We start from the raw sequence: 18,612 nt of genomic DNA on the forward strand, positions 1-18,612 counted from the left end.
GGGTGGGGCCCTCGCCGGGGGCACCGGAGTGTGGGTGGCTCGTGATGAGATCTTCCCGTGCTGCACCACCCGGACCTCCGCCTCGTCCTGCCGGACACCGCCTCCACGGCGCCCGTCCGGCTCGACGCGACCCAGCGGGCCGCGCTCGACGCGGCGCGCACGGAACCGGCGACCCTGGTCGTCGGGGCTCCCGGGACGGGCAAGACGACCGTGGCCATCGAGGTCGCCGCGCAGGCGCTGAGCGAGGGCGTCGACCCGGCACGCGTCCTGGTGATCGCGGCGTCCCGACGCTCGGCGGCCGAGGTGCGGGACAGGCTGTCGGCGCGCGCGGACCGGACGGTCAGCGCGCCCATGGTGCGCACGGCCGCGGCCGCGGCCTTCGCGGTCCTGCGTGCGCGCGCGGCCGCGATCGGCGAGCCGCCGCCCACGCTCATCTCCGGCCCCGAGCAGGACCTCCTCCTGGCCGAGCTCCTCGCGGGGCACCTCGACGGGGACGGCGTGCCGCTGCGGTTGCCGGACGGTCTGCCGGAGGAGGTGCTGGCCCTGCGCGGCCTGCGTCAGGAGCTGCGCGACCTGCTGATGCGCGCGGCCGAGCGCGGCCTGACCCCCGCTGACCTCGACGACCTGGGTGCGGCGCACGAGCGCCCCGAGTGGCGGACCGCCGCGCAGGTCTACCAGGAGTACCTCGACGTGACGGCGCTGCGCGTCGGGACCCCGGACCTGGGCGCGCGCTACGACCCGGCGGTCGTGGTCGACGAGGCCGCGGAGGCGCTGCTCGCCTGGGAGGACGAGGTCACGGGCGCGCCGCGGCCCACGTGGGACGTGGTCGTCGTGGACGACTACCAGGAGGCCACCATCGCGACCGCGCGCTTCCTGCGCGTGGTGCACGACGCGGGTGCGCGTCTCGTGCTCCTGGCGGACCCGGACACCGCGGTCCAGACCTTCCGTGGCGCGAGCCCGGGGCTGGTCGGTCGCGCCAGCGCCCCCGTGCGTCGTCGGGCAGCGACGGGCGAGTTCGACGCGCGCGTCGAGGTCCTCGGGACGGCCTGGCGTCAGGAGGTCGCGCTACGCGACGTCACCCGGACCGTGACGACCCAGATCGGCACGGTCGCGGGGGCGGTCCACCGTGGGGCTGCGGCCTCGCCGGCTCCCGTCCCCGAGGGCGGGGCGCCCCGCGGGGCGTCGGTCGCGCTGCTCGGCAGCGGCGCGGAGGAGGCCGCGTACGTGGCCCGTGAGCTGCGGGCCGAGCACCTGCTGCACGGCACGCCCTGGGGGCGCATGGCCGTGGTCTGTCGCGCGGGGTCGCAGCTCGCGACCCTCCGGCGCGCGCTCATCGCGGCGTCGGTGCCCGTCGGCATCCTCGGCTCGGACGTCCCGCTGCGCGAGGAGCCCGCGGTCACGCCGCTGCTCGCGATCATGCGCGTCGCGGTGGGCCTGCCTCCGGCCGGATACTCGCGAGGGCTGGACGGCGTGCGGGGCACGGCCGGGATCGACGACGCGGTGACCCGCGACGTGGGCGACCCCGCCGAGACCCTGATCGAGCGGGAGGTGCCGGCCCACAGCACCAGCTTCGACGAGCTGGACCCCGTGACGGCGGCCGCGCTCGTGACCTCGCCCGTGGGCGGCCTGGACGTGGTCGCGCTGCGCCGCCTGCGCCGGGCGCTGCGGGCCGAGGAGCTCGGGTCGGGCGGCGGGCGCACGTCGGACGCCCTCCTGGTCGAGGTCCTGCTCGACGCGTCGCGCGCTGCGACGCTGCCCGCGAGCGTTCGTCGTGGTGCCGTGGCGGTCGCCCGGGTGATCGCCGCCGGACGGGAGGCCACGCTCGCCCCCGACGCGACCGCCCAGACCGTGCTCTGGGCGATCTGGAGCGCGACCGGGCTCTCGGACCGTTGGCGGGACGCCGCGCTGGGCGGTGGAGCGGTCGGCGCGCGCGCCGACCGCGACCTCGACGCCGTCCTTGCGCTCTTCCGCGCCGCAGAGACGTTCGTCGACCGCATGCCGGGCGCTCCGCCGTCGGCGTTCGTGGAGTACCTCGAGTCCCAGGACCTGCCGGCCGACTCGCTCGCGGCCCGGGCCGCCGGGACGGACTCCGTCGCGGCGCTCACGCCCGCCGGGGCGGCGGGCCGCGAGTGGGACGTAGTGGTCGTGGCCGGCGTCCAGGACGGCGTGTGGCCGGACCTGCGCCTGCGCGACTCCCTGCTCGGGTCGGAGGCGCTCGTCGAGCTCCTCGCGGGGCGCTCGCAGGACGCGCACGGCCTGGGACCCGACGCTCGGCGGGCCGTCCTGACCGACGAGCTGCGCTCGTTCGCGGTCGCGACCTCGCGTGCGTCACGTCGTCTGCTCGTCACGGCCGTGAGCGACGTCGACGAGGTGCCCTCACCGTTCGTCGACCTCGTGTGCCCGCCCGCGGGGCCCGACGACGCCGCCGAGGGGGCGGGTGGTGTGCCTCAGGACGGTGGCGACGGGGACGGGCCGGTGCTCCCCGAGGAGGAGCGGGACCCGCGCCGCGTCCAGGTCGGTCAGCCCCTCGACCTGCGCGGGCTCGTGGCCTCGGCGCGCAGCCTGCTCGTGGAGGAGATGGTGGGCGGGGACGGCTCGACGCGAGACGTGGGGGACCCGGGCGACCCCGAGCGACCCGAGGCCCTCGCCGAGCTGCTCGCCGACCTGGCGCTCGCGGGCGTGGGCGAGGCCCGGCCGGAGTCCTGGTACGGCGTGAACCCCGTCTCGAGCACCGACCCCTTGTGGGGCCCCGAGGACACGGTCATGATCTCGCCGTCCAAGGTCGAGTCGGTGAGCAGGTGCGCGCTGCGCTGGGCCGTGGAGAGCGCGGGAGGCACGGCCCCCGACGCGACGGCCCAGTCGCTCGGCAACCTGGTCCACTCGATCGCGCAGGAGGCGCCGCGCGGCACGCACTCCGAGCTCGCGGCCGAGCTGGACCGCCGCTGGCCCGAGCTCGCGCTCACGCCGGGCTGGCCCACGACCCAGACGCGCCACAAGGCCGAGGACATGGTCGGTCGGCTCGCGGGGTACCTGCAGGCCTCGGGCGAGCCCTTGCTCGTCGAGGCGCCGTTCGAGCTGGAGATCGGCCGTGCCGTGCTGCGCGGGGTCATCGACCGGGTGGAGGACGCCGGTGACGGCGCGGTGCGCGTCGCGGACCTCAAGACGGGCAAGACCAAGCCGTCGGTCACGGAGGCCGTGACCAATCCCCAGCTCGGCACCTACCAGCTTGCCGTCGAGGGCGGTGCGCTCGACCTGCCCGAGGGCACGCACAGCGCGGGCGCGCAGCTCGTGTTCGTCGGCGATGGCAAGGACGCCGGGCTGCGGACCCAGCCGGCGCTCGACCCCGAGCCCGACGGGACGAGCTGGGCGCGCGAGCTCGTCGAGGACGTCGCGGACACCATGGCCGACTCGGTGTTCACGGCCCGGGAGAACAAGCTGTGCTCGGTGTGCCCCGTGCGACGCTCCTGCCCCCTGATGACGGAAGGCCGCCAGGTGATCGCATGAGCGCCGAGTCGCTGTTCGACGAGCTCGACCTCGGGGCGGTCGGAGTCCCGGCCGGGGCCGGCGGGGAGGGCACGCGCGAGCTGCCCGAGCCACGCTTCTCGGCCGTGCGGATCGCAGAGATGCTGGGTCGTCCTCGGCCCACCGACGAGCAGGTCGCGGTGATCGAGGCGCCCCTCGCGCCGCTGCTCGTCGTCGCCGGGGCCGGGTCGGGCAAGACCGAGACCATGGCGGCGCGCGTGGTGTGGCTCATCGCGAACGAGTGGGTCGCCAAGGAGTCCGTGCTCGGGCTGACGTTCACGCGCAAGGCAGCGGGCGAGCTCGCGGAGCGCGTCCAGTCGCGCCTCGTGCAGCTCGATCGCGCGCTGGGCAACGACGGCGCGGCGCTGTCGATGCTGGACCGGCCGGCGATCTCGACCTACAACTCGTACGCCGCCTCGCTCGTGGGGGACCACGCGCTGCGGATCGGGATCGAGCCCGGCGCGCGGCTGCTCTCGGAGGCCAGCCAGTGGCAGCTCGCGGCCGAGGTCGTCGAGAGCTGGGCCGGTGACCTCCAGACCGAGGCGGCGTTCTCCACGGTCGTCGGCGCGGTGCTGTCGCTGTCCGGCGCGCTGAGCGAGCACCTGCTGAGCCCCGACGAGGCCCGCGAGGGCATCACGGGCATCGTCGACTCGATCCTCGCGACGCCTCTCGGCGGCAGGCGCACCGAGCACTACGCCGAGGTCAAGAGGCTCCTGGGCTCGCTCGGTGAGCGCCACCGGCTGCTCGACGTGGTCGAGGCCTACCAGGAGCGCAAGCGGACCTCGGACTCGCTCGACTTCGGGGACCAGGTCGCGATCGCGGCTCGGCTCGCCCGGACCGTACCCGCGGTGGGAGCAGGGGAGCGGGCGCGGTACGGGGTCGTGCTGCTCGACGAGTACCAGGACACGTCGTACGCGCAGGTCGAGCTCCTGTGCGCGCTGTTCGGCGGACATCCCGTGACAGCCGTGGGCGACCCGAACCAGTCGATCTACGGCTGGCGCGGCGCGAGCGCGTCGGGCCTCGCGCGGTTCCCCGAGCGGTTCCGCGCAACAGGCCCCGGCAGCACGGGCGCCCCCGCCGACGTGCAGTACCTCAGCACGTCCTGGCGCAACGACCGGGCCGTCCTCGCGGCGGCCAACGTCACGGCCGCGCCGCTGCGCGAGGGGGCTACGCGCGTGCCTGTGCCGCAGCTCGACGAACGCCCGGGGGCCGGGCGCGGTGTGGTGACCGGCGTCTACGCCGCGACGCTCGAGGAGGAAGCCGCCGCGGTCGCGGACTTCGTCGCCGAACGCTGGCGCCCGCGCACGCGCCGCCAGGAACGCGTGACCGCGGCCGTGCTGTGCCGTGCGCGCTCCCAGTTCCTCGCGATGGAGGTCGCGCTGCGGGCCAAGGGCCTGCCGGTCGAGGTCGTCGGCCTGGGCGGCCTGCTCTCGACCCCCGAGGTCGTGGACCTCGTCGCCCTGCTCGAGGTCGCGCACGACCCGTCGCGCGGCGACTCGCTCATGCGCATCCTCACGGGGCCGCGACTCAACCTGGGCGCGGCGGACCTGCACGCGCTGAGCAGCTGGGCGGCAGACCTGGCGCGCCGAGACGCGGCGCGGCGCCCGTCGACGGGCACGTCGGACGCCTCGGGCGGTCCCGGCGGTCTGTCGGGCGCTCTCGCGTCCGACGGCGCCGCACCCGATGGTCCGTCCGGTGCGTCGGGGGAGGGCGAGCTGCCCGGCGTCGCCGAGGACGGGACGCTCACCGTGGTCGAGGGAGACGTGGTCGACCACCGGTCGATCGTCGACGCGCTCGACGACCTGCCCGCGCCCGGACGCGCGGCCCGGGACGGGCGCGAGCTCACCGAGGAGGGGCACGCGCGGCTGGCCGCGCTGTCCACGGTCCTGCGCGACCTGCGCGGGCAGACGTACCTGTCCCTGCCGGAGCTCGTCACGCAGGCCGAGCGGGCGCTCGGCCTCGACATCGAGGTGACCACCGCGGCGACGCTCGCGGCGGGCGGGTTCGGCGAGGAGGTCGGCGACCGGGGACGCGCGCACCTCGACGCGTTCCGTGACGTCGCCGCGACGTTCTCGCAGTCGGCGGACCTGCCGACGCTCGGCGCCTTCCTCGCATGGCTCGGCACGGCCGGCTCCCAGGAGCGGGGTCTCGACCTGCCCGTGCGCGAGCCGGACCCCGACGCGGTGCAGATCATCACGGTGCACGCCTCGAAGGGCCTGGAGTGGGACGTCGTCGCGGTGCCGGGCATGGTCGACGGGATCTTCCCCAACACCGCGGTGGGGGACAAGGGGCCGACCGACAGCGGCTGGTTCACGGGGCTGGGCAACCTCCCGTACCCGTTGCGCGGTGACGCGGAGGACCTGCCCGTCTTCCACTTCGAGGTCGCGGAGGACGCCAAGGACCTCGACGGGCGGCGCAAGGAGTTCCTCGCGGCGAGCGGTGAGCACCAGGTCGACGAGGAGCGTCGGCTCGCGTACGTGGCGTTCACGCGCGCCCGCGCCGAGCTGCTGCTGGCCGGGTCGTGGTGGCGCGACGCGACCAAGCCCCGTACGCCCTCGCCGTTCCTCGTGGAGCTGGCCGAGGCCGGCATCATCAGCGACGCCGACTGGGCCGGCATGCCCGCGAAGGACGAGACCAACCCGCGCGACGAGCTGGTCCACGAGAAGGACTGGCCGCGCGGGGAACCTGGGGCTGACGAGAGCGCGCCGGCCACGATCGGTGAGACGGCCGCTCCACCTGCCGAGCCGCGCGCCCGGGCGGTCGTGCGGGCCGCCGCGGACCGGGTCCGGGAACGGATCGACGCACGCGCCTCGCTCGTGGCTGTTGCGGGTAGCGACGCGGGCGACGGATCCGGTGCAGGCTCGTTGGCGGAGGGGCATGCCCCCCTGCTCGACGCGTCGGGCACGGACCTGCGCGAGCTCGCGCGCATCCTGCTCGAGGAGCGTGACCGCCGCGACGCCCGCAGCAGCGAGATCTCGTTCCCCGCGCACATCTCGGCGTCGGGGCTCGTGCGTCTGGCCGCGGACCGGGGCGAGTACGCGCTCCACCTGCGGCGCCCGGTGCCCGCGCAACCCACGGTGCATGCGCGTCGCGGCACGCAGTTCCACCTGTGGGCCGAGCAGTACTTCACGTCGTCGTCGTTGCTCGACGTCGACGACCTGCCGGGGGCCGACGACGAGGACATCTCCCCGGACCTGGACCTCGAGGCGCTCCAGCAGACGTTCCTCGCCTCGGAGTGGGCGGGGCGCACGCCGATCGCCGTGGAGGTCGACGTCGAGACCCCCGTGGGCGGCATCATGTTCCGTTCGCGTATCGACGCCGTCTTTCCCGAGAGCCCCGAGCACGCTGGCGGGGCGAGGGACGCCGTCGTCGTCGTGGACTGGAAGACGGGCAAGGCCCCGCGCGACGCCGAGGCCCGGCGCACGCGCGAGGTCCAGCTCGCGGTGTACCGGCTCGCGTGGTCGCGCTGGTCCGGGCTGCCGGTCGAGAAGGTCAACGCCGCGTTCTACTACCTGGGCTCAGATGAGACCGTGCGACCGGAGCGACTGCTCGACGCGGCCGAGCTGGAGGCGCTCGTGGCAGGGCAGGGCGTTTGACGGCAACAACCCACTACCTGAAGGTATCCCGAGCGGGCATACGCGCCTCGCGGCTGCCTGCGAACGGCTGACCGACAGCGAGGACGAGCGCATCTCGCGCGAAGACGCTTGGTGAGCGGAGCGCTCGTCCGAGGGGCCACGTTCGTCACAGTCCAACGGCACCTGGAGCGCCCATCGAGTCGCCGCCGAGTTCACGGTCGTCGCTCTGTAGGAGCAACGCCATCGTGGCGCCAGCCTCGGCCGCGCCGCGCGCCTGGGTGACAAGGATGTCCACCAAGGCGGGAGCGAGGTCAGGCAGTGCCGCGGCGAAGCGGTCGAACCCGAGAAACGACAGCGCCAGGCCCGCGGCCGTCGGCTGCCAGCCGTACTCCCGTGCGACAACGTCTGACAGGCAGTCGTCCAGGGCATCAAGGTTCCGGCCGTAGTAGGCAGGAAAGTCCAACGCCACTGCGATATCGCGATGCACTTCCGCGCCCGTCGACCAGGAACCAGCATCAAGAACTACGACCTGAAACCCGCGGGTAGCCAGCTCCTCAACGGCCCCGTCGAGTTCCGAGCGTCGAGAGAACACCGTCACAGGGAGACTCGTCAAAGGTTCACGAGCATGACCTGCCGATGGGACAGCCCTGGACGAGGACCTTCTCACCCACGACACGCTACGCAAATGGCGTCTTGGGAGACACGCCCTAGCCCTCGCCGTCCCCGCTCGTGACTTCGTCCAGGTCCAGGAGCATGTCCACGGCGTCCGCGACCACGTCGTCGAGCCCGTGCCGTACCCCGTGCAGCAGCCAGCGCGCCAGGGCCAGCTCGCCCGCGAGCAGCGCACGGTCCGTCAGGTGCGGGTCGGTGAGCTCGGTGCGGCGCAGCTGGTAGGCCTCCATGATCGAGTCGATCGCCTCGGGCGGGGCTGCGACGAGCAGCCACGCGAGGTCGTCGGCGGGGTCGGCCACGCGCGCCTCGGCCCAGTCGGTCACGGCGACGACGCGTCCGCGCGCGACGAGCACCTGGCCCGCGCCGAGGTCCCCGTGGACGACGACGGGCTGGTACTTCCACAGCGACACGTCCTCGAGCGCGGCCTCCCAGCGGCGCAGGAGCCGGGCGGGCACCCTGCCGGTCTTCGCGGCCTCGTCGACCTCGGCGAGGCGCCGGTCGCGGTACTCGGCGGCCGTGTAGACGGGCAGGCCCGCGTTCTCGACGACGGACTGCGGCAGCTCGTGCACTGCGGCGAGCACACGCCCCAGGTCCGCGGCGAGCCCCGGGCCCGGGCGCAGGGTGTCGAGGTCGAGCGGGACGCCGCCGTACCGGTGGTGCACCACGGCGCGCCCGCCCTCGGGCAGCAGGGCGTAGCCCAGCACGTCGGGGACGGTGAAGGACAGGACGCCCGTCGTCACGTAGTGGCGCAGCGAGTCCAGGAGGGCTGTCTCGGCCTCGAGGGCGGCGCCGGCCGCGAGCGTACGGGGAGCCCGGACGACCCATTCCTGCCCGTCGCCGTCGGTGACGATCGCGACGTCGTCGTCCCCTGTCGCCTCGGACGGTCGCACGGACCGGACGTCGAGGCCGGGGACGGCTGCGGTCGCGAGCGCGGCGAGGGTGAGAGGTGAGCGTGGCACGCGTCCACGGTAGTCGGTGCGCAGCGACGGGCCGTCCTCGGCGGCAGGTGTGTCCGCGACGCGAGCCGCGCCGTGTGCGCTGCGAGCGCCGCGCGTCCCGCGTGACCTACGGTCGACAGGTGACCGACCAGACCTCGCCCGCAACCCCCGTCCCGACCCCGCAGCCCCCGGCGGGAGCTGTCGAGCGCCCCAGCGCGTTCGCCGCGCACCTGCCGCTCGCCCGCTCCGCGCTCGACCGTGCGGCGCACCGCCGCACCGAGGAGGGCCTGTTCGCGACGCTGCGTGCCGACCCCTCGACCCGTGTGGTCCTGCTCCACCGCGGACGGCTCGCGACCGGACCGGACGGGCTCGCGCTCGCCACCCCTCAGGACGTCGCCGCCGTACCCGAGCCCCACGCGGCCACGGGTGACCACAGCAACACGCCGCGCTGGATCTTCCTGGGTGAGGACACGCCGTCGGGCACGTCCTTCCTGGCCCTCCTCCTGCCCGACGACGCGGACGACCTCGACCTCGACATCGAGGGCGTGGACCCCTCGGGTCCGCTGTCCGTCCTGGTACGGGCGCACGAGTGGGCCGGGCTGCGCGAGCTGGCCTCGCGCCTCGGTCCGCGCGACACGGGGCTCGCGACCGAGGCCGTGGCTCTCGCGGCCTGGCACGCGGCCAACGAGCGCTGCCCGCGCTGCGGCGAGCCGACCGTCCCCGTCGCGGCGGGCTGGGTGCGGCGCTGCGTGGCGCAGGACATCGAGCACTACCCGCGGACGGACCCGGCGGTCATCATGGCGGTCGTCGACCCGGGCGCGGGGCCCGGCCAGGACCGGCTCCTGCTGGGCCACGCCGCGCACTGGCCCGAGGGACGCTTCTCGACGCTCGCGGGCTACGTCGAACCGGGCGAGGGGCTCGAGCAGGCCGTGCGGCGCGAGGTCGCCGAGGAGGTCGGCGTCCAGGTGGGGGAGGTCGTCTACCGTGCGAGCCAGCCGTGGCCGTTCCCTGCCTCGCTCATGCTGGGCTTCACGGCCACGGCGCTCACGACGGACATCCGGCCCGACGGCGAGGAGGTCACCGACGCGCGCTGGTTCACCCGGGCGCAGCTCGTCCGGGCCACGGAGAGCGGGGAGGTGAAGCTGCCGAGCCGTTCCTCGATCGCGCGGGCGCTCGTCGAGGAGTGGTTCGGGGGTCCGCTCGCGGGGGAGTGACTTACCACAGGGTCGTCCAGGGTGCTCGACGGGCCAATCCTCGATGCCCTGCCTACGGTGGACGCACCGGCTCGTCCACCCTGAGGAGTGAGCATGAACCCGTCGATCAGCGTTCTCTTCCGTGCGATCCCGTTGGCGATGGGGGCGGTGTGCCTCGCGTTCGGGCTCTACGTCCTGTCGGGCGGTGACGACGCGAACCACTTCGTCGCAGGTCACGTCAACGTGGCGCTGACCGCGATCTGCATCGCGCTGTTCACGACCGCCGCGACGATCATCCGCCAGCTCGTCCACCGGTACGGCAGGGTCTGGGAGATCGTCCTGCCCGTGCTCGGATACGCGGTGGCCATCGCGACCATGATCTGGGGCATCACGATCATCGGTCGGGGCGACGAGCCGCAGTTCATCGTGGCCGGGCACGTGATGCTCGGCATCGGTTTCATCGCGGGGTGCGTGAGCACCGTGGCCACGGCGTCGACCAAGTTCGTGCTCATCCAGAAGAGCGCGGCCCTTCCCGTCGGAGGCGGTGCACCGGACGGCGCCTACTCACGCGGGGCGGGAACCGTGCTGATCGCGATCCCCGCTCTGTTCGCGGTGGTCGGTCTCATCGTCGCGGTGACGCTCTACGCGCGCGGCGGCAATGCGGCCCTGGTCGCGGGCAACGTCATGGTCGGCCTGTCGCTCGTCTGTTCCGCTCTCGTCGCGCTCGTCGCGAGCATCGTGCGCCAGGTCCGCAACGAGTTCGGCGACGCCGAGCGCTACCGCTGGACGTGGTGGGTCGTCGCGATGGGAACCATCAACGTCGCCCTGGGCCTCGTGGTGCTCTTCAGCTCGGACGACCCGTCGCGCCTGGCCCCCGGCACCGTGCTGATCGGCCTGGGGCTCATCTGCTTCAGCATCCTGTCCAAGGTGCTTCTGCTCGCGCTCGTGTGGCGCCAGGTCTTCGCGCTCGCCAACCGGATCCCCATCATCCCCGTGGCCACGGCGCTCGCGTGCCTGTTCTTCGCGGCGTTCCTCTTCGAGGCGACCATGACCGAGCCGGGCTTCTTCGTCGGCGCGCACGTCCTGGTCGGGCTCGGTGCGGTCTGCTTCACGCTCTTCTCGATCGTGTCGATCCTCGAGGCGGGGACCTCGAAGTAGCCGGTCAGCCGGGCACGTGCGGGATGCGCGTGCGCGCGACCGCGACCGAGGGCTGCGCGAGCACTATCCGAGCACGGCAGAAGGCCCCGGACTCCGGTCCGGGGCCTTCTGCGACGACGACGTGCCGCGTGGTGCGCGACAGCACCTCGTCCGGGAGCGGGGAGGTCAGACCGCGAGGCGCTCCTTGACCTGGGCGAGCGACGGGTTGGTCGCCGCGGTGCCGTCCGGGAAGACGACGGTCGGCACGGTCTGGTTGCCACCGTTGACCTGCTCGACGTAGGCCGCGCTCTCGGGGTGCTCCTCGATGTTGACCTCGGTGTACCCGATGCCCGCGGAGTCGAGCTGGGTCTTCAGGCGACGGCAGTAGCCGCACCAGCTCGTCGAGTACATGACGATCGATCCGGCGTCGGGGGTGGTCGGGGCCGTGGCCATCGGTGCTCCTTCGTTCGCGGGGCCCGGGCGTGCGCGCGGGCCGACAATCACGCCGGGTGCTGGACCCGGGTGCTGCCGTCGTGGGCAACGTCCGCGGGGGTGCGGTTGTTCCCCGCCACGCGACGGGAGTCCTCGCTGCGTGTGCCGGACGGGGGAGCGTCGGCGCGCGGCCGTGCCGCCGTCAGCGTCGCTCGGCGAGGTCCGTGACCTCCTCGAACGGGGCCGCCAGGCCGAGCGCGGCGTCTCCGCCCGTGACCCCGGCCTCGATCACGACCGCGACGACGTCCGTGGTCGCCCAGGTCTGATGGACCTCGCCCCGCTCCCAGACGACCGCCTCACCGCTCCGCAGGGCGAGCCTCACCTGCTCGGCGCCGGTGCCCGAGGACACGACGGCCTCGCCCGCGACGAGCGCGAAGACCTGCGGCGCCGTGGCGGGATGCTCACCCAACGTCCCACCCGCACCGAGGCGGGCGACGTTCACGTGCGTCCGCTCGGAGTGCTCGACGAACGGGAGGAGCGTCATGTCGACGCCCGAGCTGCCGAACCGGTCGATCGTGTGCTGGGGAAGGCGGAAGATGCGCATCGGTCGATTGTGGCAGCGCAGGCACGGCTCACCCCGGTCGCTCGTTCCCCGCCGCGCCCGACGACGACCCCACCCTGTGGAGAGTGGCGTCCGGTGTGGGCGGCGGCTGAGAGAATCGACGTGATGCCGAACGAGTCAGCGGACCAGATCCTCGAAGCCCTCGACCCCGACCAGCGTGATGTCGCCCTCGCGCTGCACGGGCCCGTCTGCGTGCTCGCGGGTGCGGGCACGGGAAAGACGCGAGCCATCACGCACCGCATCGCCTACGGCGTGCGGACGGGCGTGTACACGCCCACGAGCGTGCTCGCCGTGACGTTCACGGCGCGTGCCGCGGGCGAGATGCGCACGCGTCTGCGCGAGCTCGGGGCCACCGGCGTCCAGGCCCGGACGTTCCACGCTGCCGCGCTGCGCCAGCTCAGCTACTTCTGGCCCAAGGTCGTGGGCGGTGCCCCACCCCGCATCCTCGAGTACAAGGCGGCCGTGGTCGGCGAGTCCGCCCGCAGGCTGGGCCTCGGCGTGGACCGGATCGCGGTCCGCGACCTGTCGTCGGAGGTCGAGTGGGCCAAGGTCTCGCTCGTCACGGCGGACGACTACGTGAAGGCGTGCGCCGCGATCGACCGCCCGGCGCCCGCGGGGTACGACCACCAGACCGTGGCTCGTCTCATCGCCTCGTACGAGGAGGTCAAGACCGAGCGCTCGGTCATCGACTTCGAGGACGTCCTGCTCATGCTCGGAGACATGCTCTCGTCGCAGGGCGCCATGGCGGACGAGGTCCGGCGCCAGTACCGCCACTTCGTGGTCGACGAGTACCAGGACGTCTCCCCGCTCCAGCAGTTCGTCCTCGACCAGTGGCTCGGGGGACGCAAGGAGCTGTGCGTCGTGGGCGACCCGTCGCAGACCATCTACTCGTTCACGGGCGCCACGCCCCACCACCTCCTCACCTTCCCCACCAGGTACCCGGGGGCCCAGGTCGTCAAGCTCGTCCGGGACTACCGGTCCACGCCTCAGGTCGTGACGCTCGCGAACCAGCTCCTGGCGCGCGCGGGGCGCCGCGGGGGAGCGCACCAGGCCCTCGAGCTCATCGCCCAGCGGCCGTCGGGCCCACCCGTCGCGTACGTGGCCTACGACGACGACGAGGCCGAGGCCAAGGGCGTCGCCGCGCAGATCGGGCGTCTCCTGGCAGCGGGGACGCGCGCGAGCGAGATCGCGATCCTCTACCGCACCAACGCCCAGTCGGAAGGGTTCGAGCAGGCGCTCGCGGACGCGGGCATCGCGTACCTGGTCCGTGGGGGCGAGCGCTTCTTCCAGCGCAAGGAGGTGCGTGACGCGATCGTGCTGCTGCGCGGCGCCGCCCGTTCTGCGGACCCGGCGGTCCCCATGCCGGAGACGGTCCGTGACGTGCTCATGTCGGCCGGGTGGGCCTCCGAGCCGCCGTCCGCGCGAGGGGCTGCCCGCGAGCGCTGGGAGTCCATGCAGGCCCTGGTGGCCCTGGCCGACGACGTCGCGCGCGTCGCTCCCGAGGACGCGCCCCCCACGGTGGCGTCGTTCGTCGCGGAGCTCGACGAGCGTGCCTCGGCCCAGCACGCCCCCACGGTCGAGGGCGTCACGCTCGCCTCGCTGCACGCGGCCAAGGGGCTCGAGTGGGACGCGGTGTTCCTCGCCGGCATGAGCGAGGGGCTCATGCCCATCTCGCTCGCGGAGACGGACGAGGCCGTGGCCGAGGAACGACGCCTGCTCTACGTGGGCATCACACGTGCCCGCGAGCACCTGCAGGTCTCGTTCGGCCGGTCCCGCAACCCTGGTGGGCGGGCCACACGACGACGCACGCGGTTCCTCGACGGTCTGTGGCCCGACGACGAGCAGTCCCGCGCACCTCGACGAAGCCGCGCCAACCAGAACAAGGTGCAGCTCACGGGCGAGTACGACCGCGCGCTGTTCGAGCAGCTGCGCGAGTGGCGGCTGTCGGTCGCGCAGGAGACGGACAAGCCGGCGTTCACGATCCTCGTGGACACCACGCTCGCGGCGATCGCCGAGACCCGACCCTCCTCGGTGCCGGACCTCGCGAAGATCAACGGGATCGGCCCGGCCAAGATCGAGAAGTACGGCGAGACCCTGCTGGACATCGTGGCGCGATCCGGGTCCTGACCTGGGGTCGGGCGGCCCCCGCGGAGCCACCCGGAAAACTCGTCGAGAAGAATCTCATTAAATAAGTTGTGCCCCCTTCCGAGGGCGGCATATGGTTCAGGAGTCCTTGTAGGAGAGGCGCGCGCCGAGAGGCGAGCGCTCGACGGAGATTGGAGGTGGGTGAGCATGGTGAACCAGATCCTGACGACGAACCCGACACATGTGTCGGCCGATCCGACCAACCGCGCACGACGCGGCGGATCCCTCGTCATCCGCCCCGCGCCCGACTCCGCACTGAGGACGTCGCCGGTCTAGTCACCGGCAGCACCCTTCTCAGGCCGCGGAGTCCACCTGGACCCGCGGCCTTCGTGTTTCTCCGAATGCGATCGTCTTCCCGGTCAGCCGTCCACCATCCCGGACGTGACGACCATCTGCGGGTCCTGTGACAAAGAAGTTCACACGCAAACAGGACATCACTGGAGGACATCGTGCGGCTCACCGCGCTGCTCGACAACATCACTACCCAGGGCGGATCCGGCCCCTGGACTCCCCATCAGCCCCTCTCCACCCCCCTCGGTTCGTCCGACGCGGCCGAGTTCGACCGGCTCCTCGCCGGCCTTCTGCCGTGCCGGACGAACGACCCCGAGCTCTGGTTCGCCGAGCAGTCGACCCAGGTCGAGCAGGCCAAGGCCCTGTGCCAGTCGTGCCCGCTCGTCGCGGGCTGCCTGGCCGGCGCCCTCGAGCGCCAGGAGCCGTGGGGCGTCTGGGGCGGCGAGGTCTTCGTCGACGGGGCCGTCGTCGCCCGCAAGCGTGGGCGTGGACGGCCGAGCAAGGCCGAGGTCCTCGCCCGTCAGGCCGAGGAGGCGGCTGCCCGCGAGGCAGCCGAGTCCGTCTCGGCGTCATCGGCGGCCTGACATGGCCGCCGCACCCGTCAGGCTCGAGCACCCGCACCGCGGGTGGTTCACCACCTCGCGCAGCCTCGGCACCGCATCGGGAACAGCGATCTCGATGCAGGCCGTGGCTGCGCGGGGCGTCAGCCCGTCGAGGTGCACGAGCACCTGGCTCGCGGCGATCGCCGAGCCGACTGCTGCCAGCGTGGTCTCCTCGACGTCGAGGACCTCGCGCTGAGGATCCCGGAGCTGGTCCGCGAGCTGCGGCCACTGCGGGTCGAGGTCGGCACGATGCCCCTCGACGCACCGGACGCACGGCGTCCGCCCCGGTCGGACGAACGGTCCGACCACCACATCGGCCTCTCGTACCACGACCGGTAGGTGCGGGGTCCCGTCGCCCGTGAGCCGCCCGTACCTGTCGGGGCGCAGCACGCGACGCTCGACCACCACGACCACGTCCGGCCGCCGCCCGTGGGGCGAGACCCACCGCGCGGCGTCGACCGCCCGGGCCTGCACCTGCGGCGCAAGGTCCGTGAGGAGCCGCGCGGCGGCCTCGCGGCGCGGCAGCCCTACGTCCCGCGGACGGTAGCCGCCGAGCCCGACGTCGGTCGCCTGGACTGGTGCGACGTCGTCGAGCAGGAGGGTTCCCACTCCTGCTGTGGCGAGGACGACCGCCGTCCCGACCCCCAACCTCCCCAGGCCCTCGATCGCGACGCTCGTGCTCGCTCGTCGGGACAGCGTCGCGTGCCCCGCCGCGTCGGGACGCAGGAGCGAGAGCGTCGCCGCGTCGGCCGCGCCGCGCGCGGGGGCGGCCACGTCCTCGCGCACGTCGTCCGTCCGCCCGACGACGAGGAGCGCCTCGCGCAGGTGGCGCAGGATCACGCGCTGCCGCTCGAGCGGTATGGCGCGGACCTCGGCCGGGGCGTGCAGGAGCGGGCGGGCCGAGCGGCCGTGGTCGAGGAGCCAGGTCTCCTCGTCCTCGCTCAGGCCGCTCAGGAGCACGCTCCACCGGTCGTCGGTGCCGTACTGCAGCTCGCCCGGGCCGCGGCGCAGCACGATCGTCCCCGGCCGCAGCCGGACGGGGAACAGGGGTGCGTCGACCATGGGCGTCTCCTCGGCTGAGGGCTCCCGGGGATGCTCCGTCGGGGCCTGCGTCGTCCACACTGCCAGCGACAGGCAGCTCGTGGAGGTTGTCCACAGCCGCGTGGGCGGAGGTCGTCACACCCGCGGCTCGCAGCCAACGCTTGACCGTTTCTCGACGGTTTCTCGCACACGTGTCGCAGAATCGTCGGCGTGGTCTATGGCATATGTCACGATGAACCACTACGGTCTGTGCCGTGGCCTACGAAGCCGAGCGAGGTACCCAGGGTGGTGCCGAGACGTACGTCGAGGTGCGCCGGAGCCGTCGTCGCAAGAGCACGGTCAGCGCCTACCGCGACGGGGAACGCACCATCGTGTCGATCCCCGCGCGGTTCACGCGAGCCCAGGAACGCGAGTGGGTGCAGCGGATGCTGGACCGGCTCGCGGACAAGGAACGACGGCGCAGGCCGTCCGACGCCGAGCTCGTCGCGCGCGCCACGGAGCTCTCGGCCAAGTACCTCGACGGGCGGGCGCACCCCACGAGCGTGCGCTGGTCCAGCAACCAGGGCAGACGCTGGGGCTCGTGCACGCTGATCGACGGCAGCATCCGGATCTCCACGCGTGTCCAGGGCATGCCCGAGTGGGTCCTGGACTACGTGCTGCTGCACGAGCTCGCGCACCTGCTGCACGCGGGCCACGGCCCCGGGTTCTGGGCGCTGCTCGAGTCCTACCCCCGGACGGAGCGAGCCAAGGGCTTCCTCGAGGGGGTCTCGTTCACGCGCGACGGCGGCACCCCCGAGTCGCCCGACGAGGACAAGGTGGCCCCGCCGCACGTCGAGATCGAGGCGCACCCCCCGCTCCCGCAGGACGACGCCGCACCGGAGCCCACCCCGCGCGCGACGCCCGACCGGCACGCCGTGCCGGCCGGACGAGGCGCGCGGGCCCCCGCGAGGGAGTCCGCGCGCTAGGTGCGCGGGGAGCCGTCGGGCTCGGCCTCGGTGTCGCCCGTCGAGCCGTCGGCCTCGTTGAAGATGTCCGCGAGGGCCTTGTCCAGGTCGGTCTGCTCGGCCTGGACCTCGGCGCGCCGCGACTGGTAGCCGGACGGGTCGTCGAGGTCGAGCGGGCTGGGCAGCAGGTCCGGGTGGTCCCACACCGCATCGCGGGCGTCGGCGCCGCCCTGGACCGCGATGAGCGCCCACAGGGTCGCGGCGTCGCGCGACCGACGGGGCCGCAGCTCGAGCCCCACGAGCGTCGAGAAGATCTGCTCGGCCGGGCCGCCCGCGGCCCGCCGACGGCGCAGCATCTCGCGCAGCGGCACGGCGTGAGGCAGGTGGGGGAGCGCAGCCTGTGCGCTGACCTCGTCGACCCAGCCCTCGACCAGCGCCAGGGCCGTCTCGAGGCGCAGCAGCGTGGCCTCCTGCTCGGGGGTGTTCTGGAGCCCGAACACCCCGCCCGACAGCGCGCTCTGGAGAGCGCTCGTGTCGGTCACGTCGATGTCGGAGAGCTGGGACTCGAGCGCGTCGAGGTCGATCGTGATCCCCCGTGCGTAGGCCTCGACCAGCCCGAGCAGGTGCCCGCGGAGCCAGCTCACGTGCGTGAAGAGGCGTGCGTGCGCGGCCTCGCGCAGCGCGAGGAAGAGGCGGACCTCCTCGAGGGGGGCGTCGAGCCCCTCGGCGAAAGCCGCGACGTTCGTGGGGAGCAGGGCGGTGGCGGGCTCGGGGAGCAGCGGCAGCCCGATGTCCGTCACGCCGAAGACCTCGCGCGACATGGTCCCCGTCGCCTGTCCGATCTGCATGCCGAAGACCGCGGAACCGAGCCGGCGCATCATCTGCGCGGGGTCGAAGTCCGCACCGAGCGCGCCCGCAGGCAGCCCGGGGATGCCGAACGAGAGCGCGTCCGGCCCGTCGCCGCCACCCGGGAGCTGGTCGCGCAGGACCGTGGACAGCGCGTCGGCGACCGAGGACGCGACCGGGGCAGCGAGCGCGTTCCATGCGGGGAGCGTCTTCTCGACCCACTCCGACCGGCTCCACGCGTACCGCTTGCCCCCCGCGGGAGGGAGGTCCGTCACGGCGTCGAGCCACAGCTCGGCGACCGACAGGGCCTCGGTCGCCGACCGCACCTGGGCCGGCGTGAGCGAGGGATCGCCCTCCGCGACGGCCACCTGGCGGGCGATGTCGTGCGCGACGTCGGTGTTGACCGGGCCGTTGCCCGAACTCGCGAGGAGCCGCTGCACCTGGGCGAGCACGTGCTTCATCGCGGCAGGATCGTTGCTCAGTCCGCTGCCGGCGGCGAGCGCCGCCGGGTCGAGGCCGCGTGCGCGCAGCTCGCGCAGGGCCTCGTCGGCGTCCGCGCCGAACATGGAACGCAGGAGCTCTTCCCACTGCGCGTCGGGCTGGTCGCCCGCGCCGGAGGTGAACTCGTCGGGCGGTTGGCTGCTCATCGGGG

At 73.6% G+C, this 18,612-nt stretch carries 13 protein-coding genes; 7 read left to right on the plus strand and 6 right to left on the minus strand.

Features of this window, described 5'->3' with window-relative positions; genetic code table 11:
• Positions 1-57: 57 nt before the first annotated feature.
• Entirely contained in the window at positions 58-3,504 is a 3,447-nt protein-coding gene (locus ASE27_RS06505; RefSeq protein WP_235535370.1) for a UrvD/REP family ATP-dependent DNA helicase, read from the plus strand.
• Positions 3,501-7,118: an ATP-dependent DNA helicase gene (locus ASE27_RS06510; protein WP_082608627.1), complete on the plus strand. Its 3,618-nt coding sequence runs from the start codon at positions 3,501-3,503 to the stop codon at positions 7,116-7,118. Before ASE27_RS06505 ends, ASE27_RS06510 begins: the two co-directional genes overlap by 4 nt.
• Before the next feature lie 145 nt (positions 7,119-7,263).
• Here the strand turns inward: ASE27_RS06510 and ASE27_RS06515 are convergent, their stop codons facing one another.
• Positions 7,264-7,695: a barstar family protein gene (locus ASE27_RS06515; RefSeq protein ID WP_162259220.1), complete on the minus strand. Its 432-nt coding sequence runs from the start codon at positions 7,693-7,695 to the stop codon at positions 7,264-7,266.
• A gap of 109 nt (positions 7,696-7,804) precedes the next feature.
• A complete protein-coding gene (locus ASE27_RS06520) occupies positions 7,805-8,728 on the minus strand; it encodes a phosphotransferase (protein WP_056647752.1) in 924 nt (307 codons plus the stop codon).
• Between the two features lie 119 nt (positions 8,729-8,847).
• Between ASE27_RS06520 and nudC the strand changes: the two genes are divergently transcribed.
• Together nudC and ASE27_RS06530 are read left to right on the plus strand one after the other, a co-directional pair.
• Positions 8,848-9,921, plus strand: coding sequence for an NAD(+) diphosphatase (gene nudC, locus ASE27_RS06525; RefSeq protein WP_235535371.1), 1,074 nt, complete (start codon positions 8,848-8,850; stop codon positions 9,919-9,921).
• A gap of 93 nt (positions 9,922-10,014) precedes the next feature.
• Positions 10,015-11,058, plus strand: coding sequence for a DUF2776 family protein (locus ASE27_RS06530; RefSeq protein ID WP_056647755.1), 1,044 nt, complete (start codon positions 10,015-10,017; stop codon positions 11,056-11,058).
• A 165-nt stretch (positions 11,059-11,223) separates the two neighbouring features.
• On the opposite strand, the gene ASE27_RS06535 is transcribed toward ASE27_RS06530, so the two are convergent.
• Positions 11,224-11,490 (minus strand): mycoredoxin, encoded by a 267-nt coding sequence (locus ASE27_RS06535; protein WP_056647758.1) that lies wholly within the window; start codon positions 11,488-11,490, stop codon positions 11,224-11,226.
• 181 nt (positions 11,491-11,671) lie between these two features.
• Positions 11,672-12,073 carry a hypothetical protein gene (locus ASE27_RS19715; protein WP_056647760.1) on the minus strand — a complete coding sequence of 134 codons (402 nt, stop codon included), beginning with the start codon at positions 12,071-12,073 and terminating at the stop codon, positions 11,672-11,674.
• A 123-nt stretch (positions 12,074-12,196) separates the two neighbouring features.
• Between ASE27_RS19715 and ASE27_RS06545 the strand changes: the two genes are divergently transcribed.
• Together ASE27_RS06545 and ASE27_RS06550 are read left to right on the plus strand one after the other, a co-directional pair.
• A complete protein-coding gene (locus ASE27_RS06545; RefSeq protein WP_056647763.1) occupies positions 12,197-14,218 on the plus strand; it encodes an ATP-dependent DNA helicase UvrD2 in 2,022 nt (673 codons plus the stop codon).
• A gap of 467 nt (positions 14,219-14,685) precedes the next feature.
• Positions 14,686-15,111: a WhiB family transcriptional regulator gene (locus tag ASE27_RS06550; RefSeq protein WP_056647765.1), complete on the plus strand. Its 426-nt coding sequence runs from the start codon at positions 14,686-14,688 to the stop codon at positions 15,109-15,111.
• Here ASE27_RS06550 and ASE27_RS06555 read toward each other — a convergent pair.
• Positions 15,097-16,191: a ThiF family adenylyltransferase gene (locus ASE27_RS06555; RefSeq protein ID WP_056647767.1), complete on the minus strand. Its 1,095-nt coding sequence runs from the start codon at positions 16,189-16,191 to the stop codon at positions 15,097-15,099. The two genes, ASE27_RS06550 and ASE27_RS06555, sit on opposite strands and share 15 nt — an antisense overlap.
• A 233-nt stretch (positions 16,192-16,424) precedes the next feature.
• Here ASE27_RS06555 and ASE27_RS06560 point away from each other — a divergent pair, with 233 nt between their 5' ends.
• Positions 16,425-17,135: a SprT-like domain-containing protein gene (locus ASE27_RS06560; protein WP_082608630.1), complete on the plus strand. Its 711-nt coding sequence runs from the start codon at positions 16,425-16,427 to the stop codon at positions 17,133-17,135.
• Here ASE27_RS06560 and ASE27_RS06565 read toward each other — a convergent pair.
• The gene (locus ASE27_RS06565; protein ID WP_056647770.1) at positions 17,132-18,607 is read right to left on the minus strand and encodes a zinc-dependent metalloprotease; all 1,476 of its coding nucleotides are present in this window, start codon (positions 18,605-18,607) and stop codon (positions 17,132-17,134) included. The two genes, ASE27_RS06560 and ASE27_RS06565, sit on opposite strands and share 4 nt — an antisense overlap.
• Positions 18,608-18,612: the final 5 nt, after the last annotated feature.

Source organism: Oerskovia sp. Root918 (genome assembly GCF_001428945.1).
Classification (GTDB): domain Bacteria; phylum Actinomycetota; class Actinomycetes; order Actinomycetales; family Cellulomonadaceae; genus Oerskovia; species Oerskovia enterophila.

Coding starts and splice junctions, on each gene's coding strand:
- ASE27_RS06565 (WP_056647770.1), bottom strand. CDS start 18,607: ATGAGCAGCCAACCGCCCGACGAGTTCACCTCCGGCGCGGGCGACCAG.
- ASE27_RS06535 (WP_056647758.1), bottom strand. CDS start 11,490: ATGGCCACGGCCCCGACCACCCCCGACGCCGGATCGATCGTCATGTAC.
- ASE27_RS06510 (WP_082608627.1), top strand. CDS start 3,501: ATGAGCGCCGAGTCGCTGTTCGACGAGCTCGACCTCGGGGCGGTCGGA.
- ASE27_RS06545 (WP_056647763.1), top strand. CDS start 12,197: ATGCCGAACGAGTCAGCGGACCAGATCCTCGAAGCCCTCGACCCCGAC.
- ASE27_RS06555 (WP_056647767.1), bottom strand. CDS start 16,191: ATGGTCGACGCACCCCTGTTCCCCGTCCGGCTGCGGCCGGGGACGATC.
- ASE27_RS06530 (WP_056647755.1), top strand. CDS start 10,015: ATGAACCCGTCGATCAGCGTTCTCTTCCGTGCGATCCCGTTGGCGATG.
- ASE27_RS19715 (WP_056647760.1), bottom strand. CDS start 12,073: ATGCGCATCTTCCGCCTTCCCCAGCACACGATCGACCGGTTCGGCAGC.